General features: G+C 65.4%; 19 protein-coding genes. 9 read left to right on the top strand and 10 right to left on the bottom strand.

From position 1 onward, the window contains the following. Positions 1–12: 12 nt before the first annotated feature. The 3 genes from ACOIX3_RS24905 to folE form a co-directional block, all read right to left on the bottom strand. Positions 13–1,017: a transglycosylase SLT domain-containing protein gene (locus ACOIX3_RS24905; protein WP_420964695.1), complete on the bottom strand. Its 1,005-nt coding sequence runs from the start codon at positions 1,015–1,017 to the stop codon at positions 13–15. 107 nt (positions 1,018–1,124) lie between these two features. Continuing rightward, the gene (hisI, locus tag ACOIX3_RS24910) at positions 1,125–1,553 is read right to left on the bottom strand and encodes a phosphoribosyl-AMP cyclohydrolase (RefSeq protein ID WP_420964696.1); all 429 of its coding nucleotides are present in this window, start codon (positions 1,551–1,553) and stop codon (positions 1,125–1,127) included. A gap of 28 nt (positions 1,554–1,581) precedes the next feature. Next, positions 1,582–2,262, bottom strand: coding sequence for a GTP cyclohydrolase I FolE (gene folE / locus ACOIX3_RS24915; protein WP_420964697.1), 681 nt, complete (start codon positions 2,260–2,262; stop codon positions 1,582–1,584). 238 nt (positions 2,263–2,500) lie between these two features. Here folE and ACOIX3_RS24920 point away from each other — a divergent pair, with 238 nt between their 5' ends. Then, positions 2,501–2,947 carry an iron-sulfur cluster assembly scaffold protein gene (locus ACOIX3_RS24920; RefSeq protein WP_420964698.1) on the top strand — a complete coding sequence of 149 codons (447 nt, stop codon included), beginning with the start codon at positions 2,501–2,503 and terminating at the stop codon, positions 2,945–2,947. Between the two features lie 21 nt (positions 2,948–2,968). Here ACOIX3_RS24920 and ACOIX3_RS24925 read toward each other — a convergent pair whose 3' ends face one another. Continuing rightward, positions 2,969–3,886 carry a hypothetical protein gene (locus ACOIX3_RS24925; protein ID WP_420964699.1) on the bottom strand — a complete coding sequence of 306 codons (918 nt, stop codon included), beginning with the start codon at positions 3,884–3,886 and terminating at the stop codon, positions 2,969–2,971. A 282-nt stretch (positions 3,887–4,168) separates the two neighbouring features. Between ACOIX3_RS24925 and yidD the strand changes: the two genes are divergently transcribed. The 3 genes from yidD (at position 4,169) to ACOIX3_RS24940 (ending at position 5,249) form a co-directional block, all read left to right on the top strand. Further along, on the top strand, positions 4,169–4,480 hold the full coding sequence (gene yidD, locus ACOIX3_RS24930) for a membrane protein insertion efficiency factor YidD (protein WP_207830661.1): 312 nt from the start codon (positions 4,169–4,171) through the stop codon (positions 4,478–4,480). A gap of 112 nt (positions 4,481–4,592) precedes the next feature. Next, the gene (locus ACOIX3_RS24935; RefSeq protein ID WP_420964700.1) at positions 4,593–4,760 is read left to right on the top strand and encodes a hypothetical protein; all 168 of its coding nucleotides are present in this window, start codon (positions 4,593–4,595) and stop codon (positions 4,758–4,760) included. A 162-nt stretch (positions 4,761–4,922) separates the two neighbouring features. Continuing rightward, entirely contained in the window at positions 4,923–5,249 is a 327-nt protein-coding gene (locus tag ACOIX3_RS24940; protein ID WP_176530465.1) for a GrlR family regulatory protein, read from the top strand. Positions 5,250–5,307: 58 nt separating this feature from the next. On the opposite strand, the gene ACOIX3_RS24945 is transcribed toward ACOIX3_RS24940, so the two are convergent. Both ACOIX3_RS24945 and ACOIX3_RS24950 read right to left on the bottom strand, forming a co-directional pair. Continuing rightward, a complete protein-coding gene (locus ACOIX3_RS24945; RefSeq protein ID WP_420971787.1) occupies positions 5,308–6,444 on the bottom strand; it encodes an MFS transporter in 1,137 nt (378 codons plus the stop codon). Positions 6,445–6,564: 120 nt separating this feature from the next. Further along, the gene (locus tag ACOIX3_RS24950) at positions 6,565–7,866 is read right to left on the bottom strand and encodes an ATP-dependent Clp protease proteolytic subunit (RefSeq protein ID WP_420964701.1); all 1,302 of its coding nucleotides are present in this window, start codon (positions 7,864–7,866) and stop codon (positions 6,565–6,567) included. A 229-nt stretch (positions 7,867–8,095) separates the two neighbouring features. On the opposite strand from ACOIX3_RS24950, the gene thrS reads away from it, so the two are divergent. Both thrS and ACOIX3_RS24960 read left to right on the top strand, forming a co-directional pair. Next, a complete protein-coding gene (gene thrS, locus ACOIX3_RS24955; RefSeq protein WP_420964702.1) occupies positions 8,096–10,141 on the top strand; it encodes a threonine--tRNA ligase in 2,046 nt (681 codons plus the stop codon). 84 nt (positions 10,142–10,225) lie between these two features. Then, a complete protein-coding gene (locus tag ACOIX3_RS24960; RefSeq protein WP_420964703.1) occupies positions 10,226–10,789 on the top strand; it encodes a nitroreductase family protein in 564 nt (187 codons plus the stop codon). A 108-nt stretch (positions 10,790–10,897) separates the two neighbouring features. On the opposite strand, the gene ACOIX3_RS24965 is transcribed toward ACOIX3_RS24960, so the two are convergent. Beyond that, positions 10,898–13,396: a putative bifunctional diguanylate cyclase/phosphodiesterase gene (locus ACOIX3_RS24965; RefSeq protein WP_420964704.1), complete on the bottom strand. Its 2,499-nt coding sequence runs from the start codon at positions 13,394–13,396 to the stop codon at positions 10,898–10,900. A 280-nt stretch (positions 13,397–13,676) separates the two neighbouring features. Continuing rightward, positions 13,677–14,747, bottom strand: coding sequence for a hypothetical protein (locus ACOIX3_RS24970; RefSeq protein ID WP_420971788.1), 1,071 nt, complete (start codon positions 14,745–14,747; stop codon positions 13,677–13,679). Positions 14,748–15,019: 272 nt separating this feature from the next. Here ACOIX3_RS24970 and ACOIX3_RS24975 point away from each other — a divergent pair, with 272 nt between their 5' ends. Then, positions 15,020–16,051: a patatin-like phospholipase family protein gene (locus ACOIX3_RS24975; protein ID WP_420964705.1), complete on the top strand. Its 1,032-nt coding sequence runs from the start codon at positions 15,020–15,022 to the stop codon at positions 16,049–16,051. A gap of 17 nt (positions 16,052–16,068) precedes the next feature. Here the strand turns inward: ACOIX3_RS24975 and ACOIX3_RS24980 are convergent, their stop codons facing one another. Then, on the bottom strand, positions 16,069–16,497 hold the full coding sequence (locus tag ACOIX3_RS24980) for a CBS domain-containing protein (RefSeq protein ID WP_342728324.1): 429 nt from the start codon (positions 16,495–16,497) through the stop codon (positions 16,069–16,071). Between the two features lie 188 nt (positions 16,498–16,685). Then, a complete protein-coding gene (locus ACOIX3_RS24985; protein ID WP_420964706.1) occupies positions 16,686–17,483 on the bottom strand; it encodes a rhomboid family intramembrane serine protease in 798 nt (265 codons plus the stop codon). A 501-nt stretch (positions 17,484–17,984) separates the two neighbouring features. On the opposite strand from ACOIX3_RS24985, the gene ACOIX3_RS24990 reads away from it, so the two are divergent. Next, positions 17,985–18,539, top strand: a complete 555-nt coding sequence (locus tag ACOIX3_RS24990) for a PAS domain-containing protein (protein WP_420964707.1) — start codon at positions 17,985–17,987, stop codon at positions 18,537–18,539. 135 nt (positions 18,540–18,674) lie between these two features. Next, the gene (locus ACOIX3_RS24995) at positions 18,675–20,408 is read left to right on the top strand and encodes an adenylate/guanylate cyclase domain-containing protein (protein WP_420964708.1); all 1,734 of its coding nucleotides are present in this window, start codon (positions 18,675–18,677) and stop codon (positions 20,406–20,408) included. Positions 20,409–20,583: the final 175 nt, after the last annotated feature.

The raw sequence follows: 20,583 nt of genomic DNA on the forward strand, positions 1-20,583 counted from the left end.
GAGACAGCAACGCTAGCCGCTGCTGTAGGTGCCGTTCGGGTCGCTGAACAGATCAAGCCGCCCGGGCGCGCGGACCTTTGGCGTCGCCGACGTGGTCAGCGATGCGGAATTGCCCCACAGTTCCTGCACCGCCGGCGAGATCGGCTCCGAACGGTCGCCGCCCTGGTAGAGCGAGCGGAAGGCCGGCGCCGGCTGTGCCGATGCGACGGCCGAGGTCGCACCGGCCGATGAGGCCGCGCGGGCATTCGGGAAGGTCGAAAGATAGGACGCGGTGTCCATGGCCGGCGCTTGTGTCGGCGCAGCGCTCGCGATCGCGTAGGGGCTCATGGTGTCGCCGCCCGCCGCGGCAAAGGCCGTGCGCGTGTCCTTCGAATTCGCAGCCGCGGCGTAGCGTGTGGTCAACACCGAATAGACCTGGCTGACGCTGCGCGCGCTGCCCGACTTGTCGTAGAAGATCGACTGGTTGGCGGCGGCCGCTTTCGGAAACATCGCGGCGGCATTGGCGCTCGGACTGTCCTCGGCGTTCGAGATCAGCTTGCCGGCGCCGCCGACGCCCATGAAATGCGCCATATAGAGCTCGGCATCGGTCGGACGACGGCCGAGCGTGCCGGTGAGCTTGAAGCTGTTGGATTGAGTCAGCACCGCCGCCATCGACGACGCCGCATCGGGATCGTCGCGCAACTTCATCACCGCGTTGCGCGCGGAGGGATCGCTGACCGAATAGCTGCCGTCGGAATTCTTGGTGATGGCGTCGGCATATTGGCCGTAGCCGAGCTGGCTTCCGGCCTCCTTGACGGTGCCGAGCCAGGTCTGGTCGATGAATTGATAAAGCCCATGCGCCGACGAGGTCGTGGCGCCCGCCCGCGGATTGAAATTGGATTCCATCTTCGCGGTCGTGAGCAAATATTCGAAGCTCGTGCCGGTGGTCGCGGCCGCCTGCTTGATCGAACCGGCGACCTTCAGGCGCGAAGCATCGACACCTGCCGAAGCCGTCGCATTGAAGAGGTCGACCGCCATCTGTCCGGGTGCCTTGCCGGGCGCCGGCAATCGGCACCCATGTCCCGACAACCTGCCGCAATTATGGTTAATGGCACGTTAAGATCCAGAGAGCCGAGCAGGACCCGCTATTTGCGGTAGACCTGCGCCGGATCGAACAGCCGCTCGGCGTCGACAAAGGACAGGCTGACATTGCCGCCCTCGCCCTTCACGGCGCGATAGAAGCAGGAGCGCCGTCCGGTGTGGCAGGCGGCGCCGATCTGCTCGACCTTGATCCACACCGCGTCCTGATCGCAATCCATCCGGATCTCGATCACGCGCTGGGTCTGGCCCGAGCTCTCGCCCTTGCGCCACAGCGCATTGCGCGAGCGGCTGAAGTACCAGCCTTCGCCGGTCGCGATCGTCTTGCGCAGGGCTTCGTCGTTCATGTGCGCGACCATCAGCACGTCGCCGGTCGCGGCATCGGTCGCGACGCAGGTCACAAGACCTGTCGCGTCGAATTTGGGCTGGAAGGCCAGCCCTTCTTCGCGGTCGTGATCGTGGGTCGATGCGGACACGGCAAACCTCGCTTGGGAAAATGCGAGGTTACCGGCTCGGTCCTCGCACCAGGGACAGGAAACGCTGCTGCTCCGCCGGATTGTCGCGGAACATGCCGGTGAAGCGGCTGGTGAAGGTCGACGCACCATGCTTGGCGACGCCGCGCACCGACATGCAGGTATGCTCCGCCTCGATCAGCACCGCAACGCCACGGGGCTTCAGCACTTCGTCGATCGCGGCCGCGACTTGCGCGGTGAGATGCTCCTGCGTCTGCAGGCGGCGGGCGAAGATATCGGTCAGCCGCGCCAGCTTGGAGAGACCCACGACGCGCTCCACCGGCGTGTAGGCGATATGCGCCCTGCCGTAGAACGGCATCATGTGATGCTCGCACTGCGAGGTGAATTCGATGTCGCGGACCAGGACGAAATCGTCGTAGCCGGCGGTCTCGCCGAAGGTGCGGTTCAGCACTTCGGCGGGGCACTGATGATAGCCCTGATAGAGCTCGTCATAGGCCTCGACGACGCGGCGCGGCGTGTCGAGCAGGCCCTCGCGGCCGGTGTTCTCGCCGATATAGGCGAGCAAAGTCTTCACGGCGTCCTCGGCCTCCGCCCGCGACGGGCGCGGCTGGTCGGCGCGAACGGCCGCTGCCATGAATTCTGCAGGATCGAGCTCGGTGGCCTTCGCGTCGGCCGGCTTGTTGGGGCGAATCGGTTTGATCAAGGCGTCCATGTCTTCTCCGTTCGACCGGCCAGGCATTTGCCTTTGGCCGGATGTGTCACCGGGCAGACGGGGCGGATCGTCGAACCGCCGGGCGCCTGAGTCCCATCTTTGTAGCACCGCCGCGGCGCAAGTGGCCCGCGGTGGAAGCATAGCCGGGCTATGTTTCGGACGATGCCGTTCATATATAGGACGGTGAGACCCAGCCGCCAAGAGCGCCCGGCGCAGCCGGAACCAGGCATCTACCCCCATGCTGAACGACATTTATAACAAGCGGATCATTGAGTTGGCCGGCAATATTCCGCGCCTCGGACGACTGGCCGAGCCGGACGCCAGTGCCACCGCTCATTCGAAATTGTGCGGTTCGACCGTCAAGGTCGACCTCAAGATGGACGGCCCCGTGGTGACGGACTTCGCACATGACGTGAAGGCCTGCGCCCTCGGCCAGGCTTCCTCCTCGATCATGGCAAGCCATGTGGTCGGGTCGACCGCGGATGAGCTGCGCGAATTGCGCGAGACCGTCCGCAAGATGCTGAAGGAGAACGGCCAGCCTCCGCAGAGCGGCAAATGGGCCGACATCGCGCTGCTCGAGCCGGTGCGCGACTACAAGGCCCGCCACGCTTCCACCCTGCTGACTTTTGATGCCGTGGTCGATGCGATCGGCCAGATCGAGGCCAAGGCAAAGCAGCCGGCATAAGCCCGACCGCCAGCCTCAACCTTACTGCGACGGCTGGACCGGCGCCGGCGCGGCGGTGCCGCCGGTCGGCACCACGGCCTCCGCGGTCTTGGTCGCCTTGGCGGCCTGCGGCAGCGCCTCACCTTCCATCGCGCTGCTCGCGAAGCGATCGGCGTTCTTCGGCTTCGCATCGGCGACCGGGATTGCGTTGTCCTGATGCGGCAGCACGTCGGCGACTGCATCGGTGGTGACGAGATTGGTCAGCCGCAATTCGGCCGCCGACAATTCGTGCAGGTCTTCCCACGGCGGCACGCTGAGTGCGAGCGACAACAGCTCACCCGCCCCACCCATCTCGAAGGTGTATTTGGCAAGACGGCCGATATCGCGCTCGACGATCATCAGGTCCTGCGCGGTGTAGCTGGCGGCCTTGGCGTCATCGGCGCGATCGCCCATCCAGATTTGATGAACCCGGATGTGCGCGGCCGGTGGAACATAGCGCGTCTTGCCCGACAACAGCAGGAACACGCACATCGACTCGCAATAGGCATCCGGCAGCACGCTGGCGCGGTCGCCCTGTACGGCCGCATTGACGACGCTAGTGCCGACCGTAGTCAGCGCGCCAAGACCGCGGAAGCGGCGGCCGAGCGCGATTGCCTCGTTGACCGAGCCGCCGCTGGAGTCGAGCACGATGGTGGCGCCGCTGAGCTGGCGGCTGCGCGCGAATTCGTCGAATTCCTTGGGGCTGTCGGCCGTGATGATGCCGACCGCCGACACCCAGCCGCGGCAATTCGGCTGGCAGGCGATCCAGCTGAACTTCATCGGCAGCTTGCGTTCTTCGAGGGTCGAGCTGGTCTGCGTGGAGCTGCCCGCCCGTGCGGCGGTACCGGAAACCGCGACGCAAAGGGCAACGGCGCCGGTGAGCACCCAACTGCGCAATGAAAGCGAGTTCGCGAGCCTCAATTTGGTTCCTTCCCCCAAGCCCTCGGTGATGCGAGCGGTGGCAATGGCCCCATGGCAATGCGCCACGAATCTGTCATCGGCGCGTAATGGGAACGGTAGCGTTGCCGACCTGGGTCGTCCATAGAGCCCTTGCTGCAGCGCCACCGGTGCTGTGCAGTAATGGCCAACTGTGGCGTAAATATCTGCAATTGAACAGTTCCTTAGCTTGGAACCCCCGCAAGATTACGTACATACTTGCGTATGTCACCGACCGATCGTTCAACGACACACCATCCGCGATGCATGGACTGTGCCACCACCATGCGCCGCATGCCGCGCAATCTCGGCCGCGCCCTCATCTGGATCTACCGACACACGCTGTCGCCGCTGGTCGGCTACAACTGCCGGCATCTGCCGACCTGCTCGGTCTATGGCGATGAGGCGATCGAGCGCTTCGGACTCTGGGCCGGCGGGTGGATGACGCTGGCGCGCCTGCTGCGTTGCCAGCCCTGGGGAACCTCCGGCATCGATAATGTCCCGCAGACGAGGCCGCCTGGGGCACACTGGTATCTGCCGTGGCGTTACGGCCGCTGGCGCGGCGTCAACGACGCTTGATCTGTTGCGGCGCTCCCCAACGCCACGCGCATAGCTGTTCCGGCGGAACTGTGGCGATACTTGGCGCATTGTTTCATCGCCCGCATGGGATCCCCTCGGGGAGGAAACAACAATGCGCTGGAAACTCAGCCACAACGGGCACGATCCCCGGCAGATCGATCTGCTGGCGGTGCTTGCCCTGCTGGTCGTGATCGTTGCCGCCTACGGCTACTTCACCCACAATCCGAGCAAGCCGAGCACGACGGCGTTCATCGTGCCCAGCCAGAGCGTGAAGTGGTGACGCGCAGCGCGAACAGCCACAGTACCAAGCCTCGGTCCATCTGCTGACCTCACCCCATGTGGTGTTGACGACCGAGCGATCCGCGCCGTGCGGCATTGTCTGCATCCCGCATGCACCATAGGCTGCAACTATTGGGACAAATGTTTTTCTCGGGGGTGGGCATTGCAGGAAGGCTTGTACAAGCTCGAATTTCACACCGTACATGGCACCGGCACCGGTGTGCTCTACGCGACGTGCGGCAAGCTGCGCGGCGGCAACTCGGCCTTTGCCTTCGTCGGCAATTACACCGACCGCGGTGACGGCATTCACGTCAAGGTCTCGACCCAGCGGCATAATCCCGATCCCGCCTTCCGGCCGCTGTTCGGGACCGACATGATCACGTTGATGCTGAAGGGCACCGCGAACGGCGACATGGTCGATTTCGAGGGCGAAGCGCTGCAGCTGCCGGGCGTGAGCTTCAAGGCGTTCCTGACCCGGATCGCCGACTAGGAGCATTCGATCGACATGGGCGCCGATTCGCGCAGAGGGCCGCGCTAAAGCAAGAGCCTCACTCGGCTGCGGCAGCGCGCACCGTCTGTCGCGGCCGCGTCATGACCACGACCGCGAGGGCCGCCGCGACGAAGGCCGTGGCCACATAGCCCGCGCTGTGGAGCCATTCGCGCGCGAACAGCAATCCGCCAATCGCGGAGCCGATGGCCTGGCCGATGTAGAGCACCGAGGTGTTGAGCGACACCGACGCCGATGCGAGCGTCGGCGCCGCGCCGACCAGACGCACCTGCTGCATCGAATTGGTCGACGCAAAGCCGAGGCCCCACACCGCAACCGAGGCGGCCATCATTGCGTAGGCGCCGGCGCTCAGTGCCCAGCCGGCGACGCCCGCGAGCAGCAGCACCGTGAACAGCACCGACGTCTTCCAGGCGCCCCAAGAATCCACGATGCGGGTCGCGATCGCGATGCCGACGAACCCGAAGATGCCGTAGAGCGCGAACACGATGCCGACGGCGTCCGCGTTGGCACCGGTCAATTTGCCGAGCAAAGGCCCCATGAAGGTGAACACCACGAACTGGCCGGACATCTGCAACGTCGTGATCGACAGCAGCAGAATGACGGTCGGATTGCGGCCGAGATCGGCCCAGGTCCTCAGGTCGACCGGCGCGCCATGCAACCCGCCGGGCAACCGCCACCACAGCAGCAGGCAGCTCACGAGCCCGGTCAGCGCGATCGCGCCGTAGGTCACGCGAAATCCGTAACGGCTTGCGATGAAGGTGATCAACGGCAGCCCGATCGCAGCGGCGAGCGACCAGCCGAGGAAGATATAAGCGATCGTGCTGCCGCGCTTCTCCACCGGCACGATCAGCGCCGCGGTACCGGCGGCCTGTGGCGTGTAGAGGACACCGACCGCGAGCATGACCAAGCGGATGATCAAGAGACTGTCGTAGTCCGGCGCGAAGGCCGATGCCGCGTTGGTCAGCGTCAGCACCAGAAGCGTCGCCGTCAGCAGCGCACGCCGCTCGAACCGGCTGGTCAGCCACGCCGTCACCGGCGAGCCGACGCAGAGCACGATCGCGCCGAAGGTGATCAACAGACCCGCGGCGTGGATCGTGACGCCGAGCCCGCTCGACAGCTCCGACAGCATGCCGGCCGGCGCCAGCACCGAGCAGCCGGTGACGATATTGCCGAGCATCAATGCGGTGGGAGCGAAGCGTTTCACGCCGCGTTGATAGCAGACCCCGAAATCAATGCAACTGCATCTAAATGCATAGCACGTGATTGGTGGCAACTGATCGAATGGCGCCTCTTGCGCTCACGGCGACGGCGATGCGGCCGGCACCGCGTTGACGCTCGGCGACACAGCGGCCGGCAGCGGGCTCGCGGGCTTCGGGCCGGCGCTCGTTACCGGGCACGACGCCAATAGCTGCGCCCAGCCCTGCTCCAGCCCGGTCGTGTCGATATCGAATGTCGCGAAGTCAGGCTTGAGATCGGCTTTGGGATCGGCTTTGGAATCGGACTTGCCGCCCGACGACGGCGTGCTTTCGCCGATCTGCAGATGCGCGACCGCCAGCATCGCCTTGACGATGTCCGACCCCACCGGGTCGCTCCAGACCTCGTATTTGCCGAACCGCGCCGGCAACCTGCCGAATGCGATCGCCTTGGTGGCGCCGGCCATCATCACGACAGTGCTTCTGCCGGCGGCGCCCTCGTCGAACTCGCGCACGAACATCAACCGCCCGCGATCCTTGTTCTCGCAGAACAGCCGCCACTCCATCATGCGGAACGTGCTGCCGTCGCCCTTCTTCTGCTGCGCGATCTTGCGGACATAGGGCCGGGTTTCCTTTTCCACTGCCCACAGCGTTTGCGGCAGCGGCCGCGTATCAATTCCGAATCGATAGAGCTCCGGCCGCGTCAGCACGTGCAGGTTCTCGAACTTCACGGTCCGGATCAGCTCGCTGAGCTCATGGCTGATTCCCATCGCCGCGAGGAACAGGTTGCGGTCGCGATCGGCGCTGACCATCTCGCGCCGCCTGAAGTCGGCGACGACCTGCGGCGGCGGATGGCCGTGGACCACGAACATCAGCCTCGAGTTATGCACCGCGAGCACCGAGTCGGGCGCCACTTCACGGTCGGTCGCGCCCACGAACAGATAGGCGCAGGCCGAAACGCACATCGCGTTGCGCGTGGTGAGTTCGGCCTCGACCTCCCCCTTCGCAGCCTTGACCTTCAGGCAGGCAGCGTCGGTCTGCGTGCCCGTTGAACAGGCCGGCACGGTGGTGCGACCGACCCGGGCAATCGCCTTGTGTGTGCGCAGAAACCGCGCGATCGCGTAGGACTGCTCGACATTTCCGCCTGGCGAATGGAGGTAGATCGGAAGCTGCTTGTCCTTGATGGGAAAAAGGAAGGTGCGAATCCGCTGCGCGGCTTCCCGATCGATCTCGCCTTCGATCGCGATCCAGCGATCGCAACCGGCGCCGCAGGCATTCGCCGGTCCCTTGGCGAGGTAGATGGTCAGCTTCTTCGCAAAGCCGGCCTTCTCGACCGGTGCTTCTTCCGCCCGCAAGATGCCCGGGACCAGAAGCAACGCCACGAAAAGCAGGAGACGGGAAAACATGAACCTTGCGGATCGCGCGATGGCGGGAAAGTGGACAGTTGACGTTAAACGATGATCGGCAGCGTCGCAACGCTTGGTGCCGCCAAGTGCAGGCGAGCTGCTCTCGAATCGGTGCGGCCGGAGGCCCATTTTCTTGATATTGCCGGATTGCAGGCGTCAAATCCCCTGCTATACCGCTGCTTTCCGCTTACCTGCGCTCGTTCGCAGGAGTGAGCTACAGGAGACCTCGATGGCAGACACGCCCAAATCCGGTTCCGGATTCCAGTACAGCCTCTCTAACCTCAAACCCGCAGAACCCGTGAACAAGATCGCCCTCACCTTCCCTGATGGAGCGAGGCGCGATTTCCCGAGAGGGACCACCGGCCTCGACATCGCCAAAGGCATTTCGCCCTCGCTCGCCAAGCGCACCGTCGCGATGGCGCTCGACGGCACGCTCGCCGATCTCAACGATCCGATCGAAGCCGACGCCAGGATCGAGTTGATCAACCGTGAAGACCCGCGCGCGCTGGAACTGATCCGGCACGATGCTGCGCATGTGCTCGCCGAAGCCGTGCAGTCGCTGTGGCCGGGCACCCAGGTCACGATCGGCCCGGTGATCGAGAACGGCTTCTACTACGACTTCTTCCGCAATGAGCCGTTCACCCCGGAAGATTTTGCCGCCATCGAGAAGCGGATGCGCGAGATCGTCGCGCGCGACAAGCCGTTCACCAAGGAAGTCTGGGATCGCGAGAAGACCAAGCAGGTGTTCCGCGACAAGGGCGAGGCCTTCAAGGTCGAGCTGGTCGACGCGATTCCCGGCAACGAGCCGATCAAGATCTATTTCCAGGGCGACTGGTTCGATCTCTGCCGCGGCCCGCACATGACGTCGACCGGCAAGATCGGCAACGCCTTCAAGCTGATGAAGGTGGCCGGCGCCTATTGGCGCGGCGATTCCAACAATCCGATGCTGACCCGCATCTACGGCACCGCATTCGCCAAGCAGGAGGACCTCGACGCTTACCTCAAGCAGATCGAGGAAGCGGAGAAGCGCGACCATCGCAAGCTCGGCCGCGAGCTCGACCTGTTCCATTTCCAGGAGGAAGGCCCCGGCGTGGTGTTCTGGCACCCTAAGGGCTGGACCATCTTCCAGCAGCTGATCGCCTATATGCGGCGCCGGCTGCTCGGCGATTACAGTGAGGTCAATGCGCCGCAGATCCTCGACAAGGTGCTGTGGGAGACCTCCGGCCATTGGGACTGGTACCGCGAGAACATGTTCGCAGCGCAGTCCGCCGGCGACGAGGCCGAGGACAAGCGCTGGTTCGCGCTGAAGCCGATGAACTGCCCGGGCCACGTGCAGATCTTCAAGCACGGGCTGAAGAGCTACCGCGATCTGCCTCTGCGGCTCGCCGAGTTCGGCGTCGTGCATCGCTACGAGCCGTCGGGCGCGATGCACGGCCTGATGCGGGTGCGCGGCTTCACCCAGGACGACGCCCATGTGTTCTGCACCGAACAGCAGCTTGCCGATGAGTGTCTCAAGATCAACGAGCTGATCCTGTCGACCTACGCCGATTTCGGCTTCGACGGCGAGCTCACGGTCAAGCTCTCGACGCGGCCCGAAAAGCGGGTCGGCACCGACGAGATGTGGGATCACGCCGAGCGCGTGATGGCGACCGTGCTGTCGGAGATCAAGGCCAACGGCAGCAACCGGATCCGCACCGAGATCAATCCGGGCGAAGGCGCGTTCTACGGGCCGAAGTTCGAATACGTTCTGCGCGACGCCATCGGCCGTGACTGGCAATGCGGCACGACCCAGGTCGACTTCAACCTGCCGGAACGGTTCGGCGCGTTCTACATCGACCACGACGGCTCGAAGAAGGCGCCGGTGATGGTGCACCGTGCGATCTGCGGCTCGATGGAGCGCTTCATCGGCATCCTGATCGAGCACTATGCCGGCAACTTCCCGCTCTGGCTGGCGCCGACCCAGCTCGTGGTCACGACCATCACTTCCGAGGGCGATGAGTACGCCAAGGTGGTGGCGGCGGCGGCGCGTCGCGCCGGCCTGCGCGTCGAGATCGACCTGCGCAACGAGAAGATCAACTACAAGGTCCGCGAGCATTCGCTGGCCAAGATCCCGGCCCTGCTCGTCGTCGGCAAGAAGGAAGCCGAGACGCATTCGGTCTCGGTCCGCCGCCTCGGCAGCGAGCGCCAGACCGTGATGCCGACCGATGAGGCGATCGCCGCCCTGGTGGATGAAGCGACGCCGCCGGACGTGAAGCGGGCGCGATCCGTCGCCTGATCTTCACAATCGGTCTAAACTGGCTTTCGCAGGCTTGGTCGTGCCCCCATCTTGGGGGCACGACTCCACTTGAAGGACATTTCCGTGCCCGATGCCATTGAACTCCTGAAGACACGCCGCTCGATGAAACCGCGCGAGATGACCGGCCCGGGCCCGTCCGCGGCCGAGCTCGAGACCATCCTGACCATCGGTGCGCGCGTGCCCGACCACGGCAAGCTGGCGCCCTGGCGCTTCATCGTGTTCGAGGGTGAGGCCCGCGCCCGCGCCGGCGACGTGATCGCGAAGGTGTTTGCCCGCAAGAATCCCGGCGCGCCGGCCTCCGACATCGAGGTCGAGAAGAAGCGCCTGACCGATGCGCCGCTGGTGATCGGCGTGGTCTCCTTCACCAGGCCGCACCCGAAGGTGCCGCCGTGGGAGCAGGAATTATCGGCCGGCGCGAGCGCCATGAACATCGTCACCGCCGCGACCGCGCTCGGCTACGGCGCCTGCTGGCTGACCGGCTGGTTCGCCTTCGACCGCGACGTGCTCGACGGCCTCGGCCTGAAGCCGGACGAGAAGCTCGCTGGGCTCATTCATATCGGGACCCCGACCAAGCCGAGCGAGGATCGCCCGCGTCCGGTGCTGTCGGATATCGTGACGCGGTTCTGAAACCGCAGATCTGTCATTGCCGGGCTTGACCCGGCAATCCATCTACCGAAAGAATCTTCTGAAGAATGATGGATGGCCGGGTCAAGCCCGGCCATGACGAGTGGAGAATTACGCCGCCTTCGACGCGCGCGCCGCAAAGCCGCTCATCAACGCCGCGATCTCGTGCCCGGGCCGTGCTGCGCTGAACAGGAAGCCCTGCACCTCGTTGCAACCTTCGGCGCGCAGCCAGTCGAGCTGGTCGGTCGTCTCGACCCCTTCCGCGGTCGTGGTGATCTTGAGGCTGCGGCCGAGGCCCGAGATCGCGCGCACGATCGCCAGGCAATCGGAGCGCCGCGCGAGGTCCTTCACGAAGGAGCGGTCGATCTTGATCTTGTCGAACGGGAAGCTGCGCAAATAGCTCAGGCTGGAATAGCCGGTGCCGAAATCGTCCATCGAGATGCTGACGCCGAGTTCGCGCAGCTGATGCAGGATCGCGAGATTGGCCTCGGTCTCCGCCAGGAACACCGACTCGGTGATCTCGAGCTCGAGCCGCCGCGCCGACAGGCCGGAATGCGCCAGCGCCGAAATCACGGCCTGGACCAGATTGCGGCTGCGGAACTGCACCGGCGACAGATTGACCGCGACCTTCACGTCGGCGGGCCACTTCATCGCCTCGGCACAAGCCTCGCGCAGCACCCATTCGCCGAGCGCGACGATCAGGCCGATGTCTTCCGCAACCGGGATGAACTCCGCGGGCGAGATCATGCCCTTCTGCGGGTGCTGCCACCGCAGCAGCGACTCGAAGCCACTGATGCGGTCGGCGGCGATGTCGACCAGCGGCTGGTAGTGCAGCTCGAATTCGCCGTTGCTGAAGGCGGCGCGCAGATCGCGCTCCATGTCGCGGCGCTTCTGCGCCTGCTGATCCATCTCCGGCTCGAAGAAATGATGCACGCCGCCGCCGTCGGACTTGGCGCGATACAGCGCCATGTCGGCATTGCGCATCAGGTCCTCCGACGTCGTGCCGTCGCCCGGCGACAGCGCGATCCCGACGCTGGCGCCGACCACGACCTCGAGCCCGTCGATCTTGTAGGGCGCGCTCAGGGCATCGATCAGCCGCTCGGCAAAAGCGCTCGCTTCGTTCGGCGAGACATCCGCGGCAAGCACGATCGCGAACTCGTCGCCACCGAGACGGGCCGCCACGTTGTCGTCGCGGACCACCTCGCGCAGCCGCTCCGCCACCAGCTTGAGCAGCCGGTCGCCCATCGGATGCCCGAAGGAATCGTTGACGTTCTTGAACAGGTCGAGATCGATGCACATCACCGCGACGCGCCGATTGCCGGACCGGCTGCGCTCGAGCGCCTCGCGCAGGCGCTCCTGGTAGAAGTCGCGGTTCGGCAGGTTGGTCAGACCGTCATGGTGCGCCATGTGCGCGATCCGCGCTTCGGCGGCGCGGCGTTCGGTGATGTCGACCACCGCGACCAGATAGCCGTCGCGGCCCTCGAACGCCACCCTGCGTCCGAAGGTCAGCACATGGATCTCGGTGCCATCAGCCTTGATGTGCCGCCAGTCGCGGCTCGATTGATAGACGTCGCCGACCTCGCGCAAGGCGGCGCTGTGCATGGCCCACTCATCCTCCGGCCAGATCTGGCGCAGCGTCATGCCGAGAAATCTCTCCCGGCTGTATCCATAGTGCTGAACGGCGGCGTCATTGACGCTGAGGAACTCCATCGTGCCGGCGTCGAATACCCACATCGGCATCGGGTTGTTCTCGAACAGCAGGCGGAACGACTGCTCGCGCTGCTTCAGCGCGGTGACGTCGGAGACGGTCAGCGACAGCATGTCGCCGAATGCCGTGACGCCGAGCCGCAGGCAGCGATCGCCGCTGTCGATCTCGAACTGGCCGCCAGGACCGTTGCCGACGAATCCGCTTCCCACGAATCCGCGCAGGCGGTTCATCACCGCCGGCGCTGCCAGCGGATTGCCGCCGGCGCTGAGCCGGCGCCACAGCAATTCGGTCGCGGGCTGCATCAGGAGCCTTGCGGCGCCCTGGTTGAGATGCACGATCTGGAAGTCGGCCGCCTCGCCCCGCGCGTCGCGGATCGCAGCGAGCGACAGCACGCCCTCGTCGGTGGCCGAGAAAATCGTATCGAGAAGATTGTACTGCGCATTGCGCTCGTTGACATAGACGCCGACCAGGATGCCGCCCCAGCGCGACCGCGTCGGCAGCGCCAGCACGTCGAAGGTCCGCACCAGACCGTCGCGCACGCAATGCGCCGACGCGAGATAGGGCCGGCAGTTCTCGCGCGCATTCGAAGCAGCTTCGGTCAATGCCGTCGCGCAGTCCGGCGGCAGCGCGCTGAGTGGAATGTCCCAACGCTCGTCGTTCAGCCAGGTCTGGACATAGCGGCCGGTGTGGGAGACGCTGAGCACGCCGTCGACGTTGCGCAACAGCACGATGTGATCCGCGAGCCGGCCGAGACTGCCGAGCATCACGTCTTCATAATGCGGCAGCTTTTCGCCGGGACGGACTGCCGCCTGCCACTTGCGTTGCAGAACCGGAACGTCGGCGAACATCTCGGAATTGAACTTGGCCGAAGTCGTTGCTGATTTCTTGTTGGCCATGATCATGGCACGCCCCGTTCACGCAAACGCCGGAGCATGATCCGGAAAGTGCGACACAGCTTTCCGAAGGGATCATGCTCAAGCAAAAAGCCAAGGCGCGATGACGACACAGTTTGAACTCAGCGCGCTTTAGTCCCCGTGGCATCCAAGTCATGCCGCGGCTTAACGCCATGTAAAAATAGCGAGCCCGTGCGTCGCCGCCAGCGATTATGACAGCTCAAATTGGCGCGATGGTTAGTTCACGTTAGAGACTATGACAGCTGCATGAATGCAGCGCGGCCGGGCGTCAGCGCGCCACGACCTCGACTTCGCCATCGACGCCGTTGACGACGTTGAAGGGACGCTCGAACACCTTGCCCTCGTTCTTGGCGATCGCACGATACTCGCCTTCGGAGAGCACGACGCGCGGGAACGCGCCGATCGATTCCTTGATCACGTCGCCGCCCGGCGTGATCACCGACCATGCGGTGTTGGCGAGTGCCTCGCCGCCCTTCTCGCTGACCAGCTTGAGGGTGATGACGGCCGCGCGATGCGTGACCGTGACGTCGGTGAGCTTGCCCGCTCCGACGCGAATGTCGGAGCGCACCACCGAGTTGGCGTCACCATAGTTGGAGACGATGTAGTAGGTGCCCTCCGGCAGCAGCGCGACGTCGCCGGCGGACACGTTGGGCACCAGCGGGCCACGGTCCGAGCCATCGAACTGGCTGCCCTTGTAGATCGCAAACGAAATCTGGTTGGCCGGGATCTTGCTGGAGCCGACCCGGCCTTCGATCCGCAGGCCCCCGGCCGGCAGCACGAAGGACTCGCGGTCGGTCTCCGACTTCAGGCTGACGGCGCGGACCGCGCTGACGAGGCCGAGCGCGACATGGACGACATAGTTGCCGGGCGGCAGCACGACGTTGGGCGTCGCGCCGCGCTCCTCGCGGATCAGCTTGTAGGTGCCGTTGTCATCCGGCTTGTCGGCGAAAACCCGCCACACCAGCCCGGCATTGATCACCGGCAGGTCCTTGCCGTATCGCGCCGTCAGCGACAGCACCGCCTGCCCGGCGGTCGGCGAGCCGGCCGGCGGCGTCACCGGAGGCACGGTCGCGATCGACGGCTGGACGATGGTCGGCTGGGTCAGCGGACCGGGCAGGATCGGCCCCGAACCGGGCCCGGACGGCGGCGCCAGATTGAGCGCCGGGCCGGACGGTACGTCCGGAACCGAGGCAGGCGGGATCGGCGGCGGCCGGTCGCTGAAGAACTGCGCCGACACGGAAGTTGGGACCAGGGCCAGCAAAAATGCCGCAAGCGTCAATAGCGGAAGGAGCCGCATGCCCCGCCCGCATCCGCCGATGCCGTTGCCCCTCGAAGTCATCATCATGCTTTTCAACGAAAACGCGGCAAATTCAAGCCTTCTTCCAATGCTTTGTCACAGTCTCGGAGGCGCCATCCCCGGTTTGGAACCGCACGATCAAGCCGATGTTAGCCCTATCGTCGCGGTCAAGTCACATTCCCTGCCTACCGCGGTCCACCCGGGGCATGAATCATGCCTGTGGGGAATAACCATGAAACCGGACGACGCTGGCGCAGCCATGCCGCGCGGCCTAGTCTCGCGCTGGCAGGAGATTTGCCGTGTTGGATAGCTGGATGGGCCGAGGCCAAAAGAGCTCCGACGGCCCCGACAAGGTAGGACTGGGAACGGTTCGCCGGCCGGTGATCGGGCTTGCGCTCGGCGGCGGCGCCGCACGCGGCTTTGCCCACATCGGCATCATCAAGACCCTGCTCGCCCATGGCATCGTCCCCAACGTCGTGGTCGGCACCTCGATCGGCTCGGTGGTCGGCGGCGCCTATGCGGCCGGCCATATCGACAAGCTGGAGCAGTGGGCCCGCAGCCTGCAGCCGCGCAGCGTGCTCGGCTACCTCGACATCCGCCTCAACGGCTCCGGCCTGATCGGCGGCGCCAAGCTCGCCGCCGAGATCGAGGCCGCGCTGGGCCAGGTCATGATCGAGGACCTCACGGTCAAGTTCGCCAGCGTCGCAACCGAAGTCCGCACCGGGCACGAGATCTGGCTGACCCAGGGCCGCGTGGTCGACGCCATGCGCGCCTCCTACGCCCTGCCCGGCATCTTCGCGCCGGTGCTGATCGGCGACCGTTGGCTGGTCGACGGCGCGCTGGTCAATCCGGTGCCGGTTTCGGCCGCCCGCGCCCTCGGCGCCGAGATCGTCATTGCAGCGAACCTCTCCAGCGACGTGTTCGCGCACTCGACCACGATCTACAATCACGGGCCGTCCGCCGCGCCCGAGGTGACGGTCGCGGTGACTGCCGAGGCCGAGATCGAGCCGGAACCTCCGAAGCGGCGGTTCGGCCGCTTCTTCTCCGCCGAACGGACCGTGAAGCGGGAGTTCTTCGGCAGCGCCAGCCGGCCCGGAATCTCGAGCGTCATGGTCGACGCCTTCAATATCATGCAGGACCGCATCACCCGTGCGCGCCTCGCCGGGGATCCGCCCGACATGCTGATCTCGCCGCGCGTCGGTCAGATCGGCTGGTTCGACTTCCACCGCGCCGACGACCTTATCGCACACGGCATCCGCGCGGCCGAACGCGCCATCGGCGCGATCGAGGAAGCGATCGATATCCTGGTGCCGCCGTCCAACGGCGCGGGCACCACCGGGAAGTAGCGCTTACGCGGTCTTGCTCAGGCGGTCTTGATGTAGTCGCGCAGCGCTTCCTGCTCGTGCTCATATTCCTGCACGCGGCGCTTGACGACGTCGCCGATCGAGATCAGCCCGACCACCTTGCCGTCCTCGACGACAGGGAGGTGGCGGAACTTGCCGGTGGTCATCATCTCCATCAGGCCGCTGACCGTATCGGACTCGCGGCAACTCACGACCTTCTTGGTCATCACCGCGCTCACCGGTTCGTCCAGCACGCCCGCGCCGCGCTCTGACAGCACGCGCACGATGTCGCGCTCCGACAGGATGCCTTCCATCCGGCCCTGCTCGATCACCAGCACGGCGCCGATCTTGCGCTCGCCGAGCAGTTTGACCGCGGCCGAGAGCTTCGCGCCGGGCGCGACGCTCATCACCTGATGGCCCTTTGCATCGAGAATGGAACGTACCGTCATTGCCGCCTCCCTGAATCCGCTCGCGCCCGCTTCAGCGGGGCCGAGCCTGTTCGCCAGAGTCTTCAATCAACAGTTCCGCGCCGATTTCGGTTCCGGGGCGCGGTCGATAGCTGGGCTCGATGTGTCGGCCCGCTTTGTTCTGTGTCGCAAAGATGATGATGGAATTCGAACCGAGCCGCAAGCGGCGATCAGACGCGGCCGGACTGGTCCAGCGACGACGCATCCGCAGCATCATCTCGCGCGCGCGGAATCGGATCGAACAGCGAGAACAACAACAGCCCGGCGAGGAAGCCGCCGATATGCGCCTGCCAGGCGACGCTCGCGTCCTCGGCACCGAGCGACAGCGAGGTGGCGCCGAACAGGATATTGACGCCGAACCAGATCGCCAGGAACGCAAGCACCCGCCCGTTGCGCAGCGCCCGCCAGAGCGACAGCGCGGGCACCTTGGCGGCCGCGTCCGCATCACCGCGGCTGAACGACAGGAAGCTGCCCTTCACAAAGGCGAAGCGCATCGCCGCAGCCATCGTCCCCGACACCGAGGCCGACGCGCCGATCATCGGCGCAATGGCGTGCTCATGGGTCAACAAATGCGCGAGCGCGCCGGCGGCCGCCGTCACCGCCATGAAGACAAAAAACCGCACCGCACCGAAGCGCCGCGCCAGCGCGCTGCCGAACGGCAGCAGCCACAGCACGTTGAAGCCGATATGGGTGAGGTTGGCGTGCAGCAGCGAATAGGTGACGAAGGTCCAGACCTTGGCGCCGTCTCCGCCCGGGAAGGTGATGTCGAGCAGCGTCGAATCGTAGCGCTTCGGGATGAAGCCGAAGACGTCGATGGTCCAGTTTTCCATCTCCGGCGGCAGCAGCACCCGCAGATGGATCACCGCGATCAGGAGGATGTAGGCGGTGAGCGCCGGCGGCAAGGTCAGGATCGGCTCGCGCGGCGCCTCCGGCGGCGGCTCGAGCGGGGAATCGGGATGGGAGTCCAAGGGGTCGGCGACCTCGCACGCGGCTGTGCATCCCAGATAGGCGGCTTTCATACCGCTGTGCAAGTGCACAATCCCGAAATCGGACACGGGGTGTCGCCGCGTGGGATCAAGACAAAAGCGATCGGGACAAAAGAATAGGGAGGGCGCTGAGAACGCCCTCCCTGCTCGGCTGGTCTTCTCGTGCCCCAGAGGGATCGGGAGAACATCCCCACCCCTCCCCGCACGGTGACCAAACTGTTTGACGCCACCTGTGTACCAACCACGCCGGCGCTTGGGGCAGCCGGCGAACGGGAACGCGCGGACCCTACGCGCTGGTTCCACCGACGCCAAGGACATAGTTAAATTTACGTTAACAACACAAAGCTGCCGATAAGCCGCCCAAACCGCGGCCACGGCATGGACGCTGCACAGCCTTCCCTGCACAACAGAGAAGGGAAGGCGCCTGAGCAAAACCGGGACAGATGTGTCCCGCCGAGCCGGGTGCCGGGCAAGGTTCTTTAGATGAAACACAGCTCGAGCCGCGATTTCTTCGCCTATTGGAATGCGAAGCGCGGCACTGCGCGTGCACCCGACCGGAGTGAGTTCGAACCGTCCGCGGTGCGCGAGCTGCTGTCCGACATCTTCGTGCTGTCCTATGACGGCGAGACCCGCTTTCCGTTCCGCGTCGCCGGCACCCGCACCTCCGCCCTGCTCGGCTGCGACCTCAAGAACCGCAGCTTTTCCGCCCTTTTTACCGGCGAGAGCCGCGGCGAGATCGAGGACATCATCACCTGCGTCGTCGAAGAGACCCTGCCGGCCATCGCCGGCATCACCGCCACGACCGAAACCGGCTCCAAGGCGCACCTTGAATTGCTGCTGCTGCCCTTCACCGCCCGCGTCCATATGCCGGCGAGCCTGACCGGCCTGCTCGCCCCATTCGAGGATGACGTCACCCGGCTGCACGACCTCGTCCTGACCTCGTGGCGCTACCTGCATCCCCAGGAGCGGCTGGTGCCGCGGACCCTGCGCAAGCTCGCCATCGCGCGCGGCCTGATGGTCTACGAAGGACTGCGCTAGCCCCCGACGCCCGCCCCGGTCCGGCGGCGAGACCGGCCACGCCGGTCGCTTGCACCGCGGCCCGCGGAACTCTATTAGCTGGTTCGCCGCCATGGCGGGGGTGATCCGCTTATTGCAGTTGCGGCCGGGCTGGGCATGTTTCGCAATTCGATCAGGCAGAAGATCGTCGGCATCGCCGCGGGACTCATCGTCCTCGCGGTGATCACCTCGCTGCTGTCGATGGTGATGGCGGGCCAGGTCGGCCATCTCCTGGATGAGCTCACCAACCGCTACATCCCCGCCTATGGTCATCTCGCCCGCGTCAACATCCGCTCGCTGGAGCGGTCCCTGGCGATGCGCCGGATGATGATGGCGAAGATGCAGGCGCCGGGGGAAGCCAGCGGCTACGACGCGGCGCGCAAGACCTTCGACGAGATCGAGCCGACGATCAAGCGCGAGGCCGATGCGGCACGCGTGCTGATCGATTCGATCATCGCCGATCCCTCGACCCCGTCGGACAACGCCGCCCTCGGGCGCCTCGATGACCGCATCGACAATGCCGTCAACGATCTCTTGATGCGCCTGAACGCCGAGAACAAGACACTGCTCGACCAGCTCGACGCCCAGGACTTTGCGGCCGCGAAAGCGACCACACTGCGCGCCGATATGCTGCGCGACGACTTCAACAACAAGATCGAAGGCATTCGCACCGACATGCTGGCGCAGGTCGCTTCGGCCGCCGCGAAGGTGATGAGTGCCCAGCAGCGGGCGATCATCATCTCCGGTGTCGTGACCGCGATTGCCGCGATCCTCGGCTTCGTGTTCGCGATGCTGGTCGGCAGCGGCATCACGCGCCCAGTGATGCGGCTGCTGGAGGGCACCCGCGAGGTCGAAGCGGGCCGCCTCGACGGCACAATTGCGATCACGACCCAGGACGAGATCGGCCAGCTCTCCGCCGCCTTCAACCGCATGATCGAGACGCTGCGTCACAACCAGCGCATCCGCGAGACCTTCGGCCGCTACATCAATCCGCGGATCGCCGAGGGCCTGCTCGAGCAGCCGGCGATCGCCGCCACCGAAGGACAGCGCCGCATCATGACGGTGATGTTCTGCGACATGAAGGGCTTCACCAGCCTGAGCGAAGGCGTGACGCCGCGCGGCCTCGTCAAGATCATGAACCTCTATCTGTCGACGATGTCGGCGCCGGTCCATGCGCATCGCGGCATCATCGACAAATATATCGGCGACGCCATCATGGCCTATTGGGGCGCCCCCTTCGTCGAGGAATCCGAACAGACCCATCTGGCCGCGCTTGCCGCCATCGACATGATCGGCCAGGTCAACCAGCTGCGCAAGGATCTGCCCGAACTGCTCGGCGTGCGCGCCATCCCGGCCGATTGCGACATCCGGATCGGGATCGCCACCGGCGAAGCGCTGGTCGGCAGCATCGGCTCGGAATTCATGATGAGCTACACCGTGCTCGGCGACACCGTGAACCTCGCCTCGCGGCTGGAAGGCGCCAACAAGTTCTACGGCAGCCGCAGCCTGATCTCGGAGACCACCGCGAGCGCCTGCGCCGCGACCATCGAGCTGCGCGAGGTCGACCGCCTCGTCGCCGTCGGCCAGACCCAGCCGGTCGCCGTGTTCGAGATCCTCGGCAAGAAGGACGAGCTGACGCCGGCGCAGACCGAGTTGCGGCAGCGCTACGCCGATGGTCTCGCCGCCTATCGCGACCGCCGCTGGGACGACGCCGAGCAAGCTTTCGCGGCCGCGCTGGCTGCGGCGCCGGGCGACGGACCGTCGATCACGATGAAGGCACGCGTCGCAGCGTTCAGGCAAAATCCGCCGGCGGCGGATTGGGACGGCGCCTGGCACCTGGAGCAGAAGTAGCGACACTTGCAGCCCGCATGAGCCAACGGCTCGCGCGAAATGCACGCCCGATGACGGGCTCCGCGATATGCGGAAGGAAGGATCCCGGATATCGCTTCGCTCATTCGGGCTACACGCATTGACGCTGACCTGCCCCTTACATTGTCCTCGCGCGACCAGCGCGATTCTAACACCG

This window comes from Bradyrhizobium sp. B120 (assembly GCF_049075665.1).
GTDB lineage: Bacteria > Pseudomonadota > Alphaproteobacteria > Rhizobiales > Xanthobacteraceae > Bradyrhizobium.

Excerpts from the sequence above, each read along its gene's own strand:
- folE (WP_420964697.1), bottom strand. The coding sequence starts at position 2,262 with ATGGACGCCTTGATCAAACCGATTCGCCCCAACAAGCCGGCCGACGCG.
- ACOIX3_RS24945 (WP_420971787.1), bottom strand. The coding sequence starts at position 6,444 with ATGCTCGGCAATATCGTCACCGGCTGCTCGGTGCTGGCGCCGGCCGGC.
- ACOIX3_RS24995 (WP_420964708.1), top strand. The coding sequence starts at position 18,675 with ATGTTTCGCAATTCGATCAGGCAGAAGATCGTCGGCATCGCCGCGGGA.
- ACOIX3_RS24970 (WP_420971788.1), bottom strand. The coding sequence starts at position 14,747 with ATGACTTCGAGGGGCAACGGCATCGGCGGATGCGGGCGGGGCATGCGG.
- ACOIX3_RS24965 (WP_420964704.1), bottom strand. The coding sequence starts at position 13,396 with ATGATCATGGCCAACAAGAAATCAGCAACGACTTCGGCCAAGTTCAAT.
- ACOIX3_RS24990 (WP_420964707.1), top strand. The coding sequence starts at position 17,985 with ATGAAACACAGCTCGAGCCGCGATTTCTTCGCCTATTGGAATGCGAAG.
- ACOIX3_RS24920 (WP_420964698.1), top strand. The coding sequence starts at position 2,501 with ATGCTGAACGACATTTATAACAAGCGGATCATTGAGTTGGCCGGCAAT.
- yidD (WP_207830661.1), top strand. The coding sequence starts at position 4,169 with ATGGACTGTGCCACCACCATGCGCCGCATGCCGCGCAATCTCGGCCGC.
- ACOIX3_RS24975 (WP_420964705.1), top strand. The coding sequence starts at position 15,020 with ATGGGCCGAGGCCAAAAGAGCTCCGACGGCCCCGACAAGGTAGGACTG.
- ACOIX3_RS24950 (WP_420964701.1), bottom strand. The coding sequence starts at position 7,866 with ATGTTTTCCCGTCTCCTGCTTTTCGTGGCGTTGCTTCTGGTCCCGGGC.
- thrS (WP_420964702.1), top strand. The coding sequence starts at position 8,096 with ATGGCAGACACGCCCAAATCCGGTTCCGGATTCCAGTACAGCCTCTCT.
- ACOIX3_RS24980 (WP_342728324.1), bottom strand. The coding sequence starts at position 16,497 with ATGACGGTACGTTCCATTCTCGATGCAAAGGGCCATCAGGTGATGAGC.
- ACOIX3_RS24905 (WP_420964695.1), bottom strand. The coding sequence starts at position 1,017 with ATGGCGGTCGACCTCTTCAATGCGACGGCTTCGGCAGGTGTCGATGCT.
- ACOIX3_RS24935 (WP_420964700.1), top strand. The coding sequence starts at position 4,593 with ATGCGCTGGAAACTCAGCCACAACGGGCACGATCCCCGGCAGATCGAT.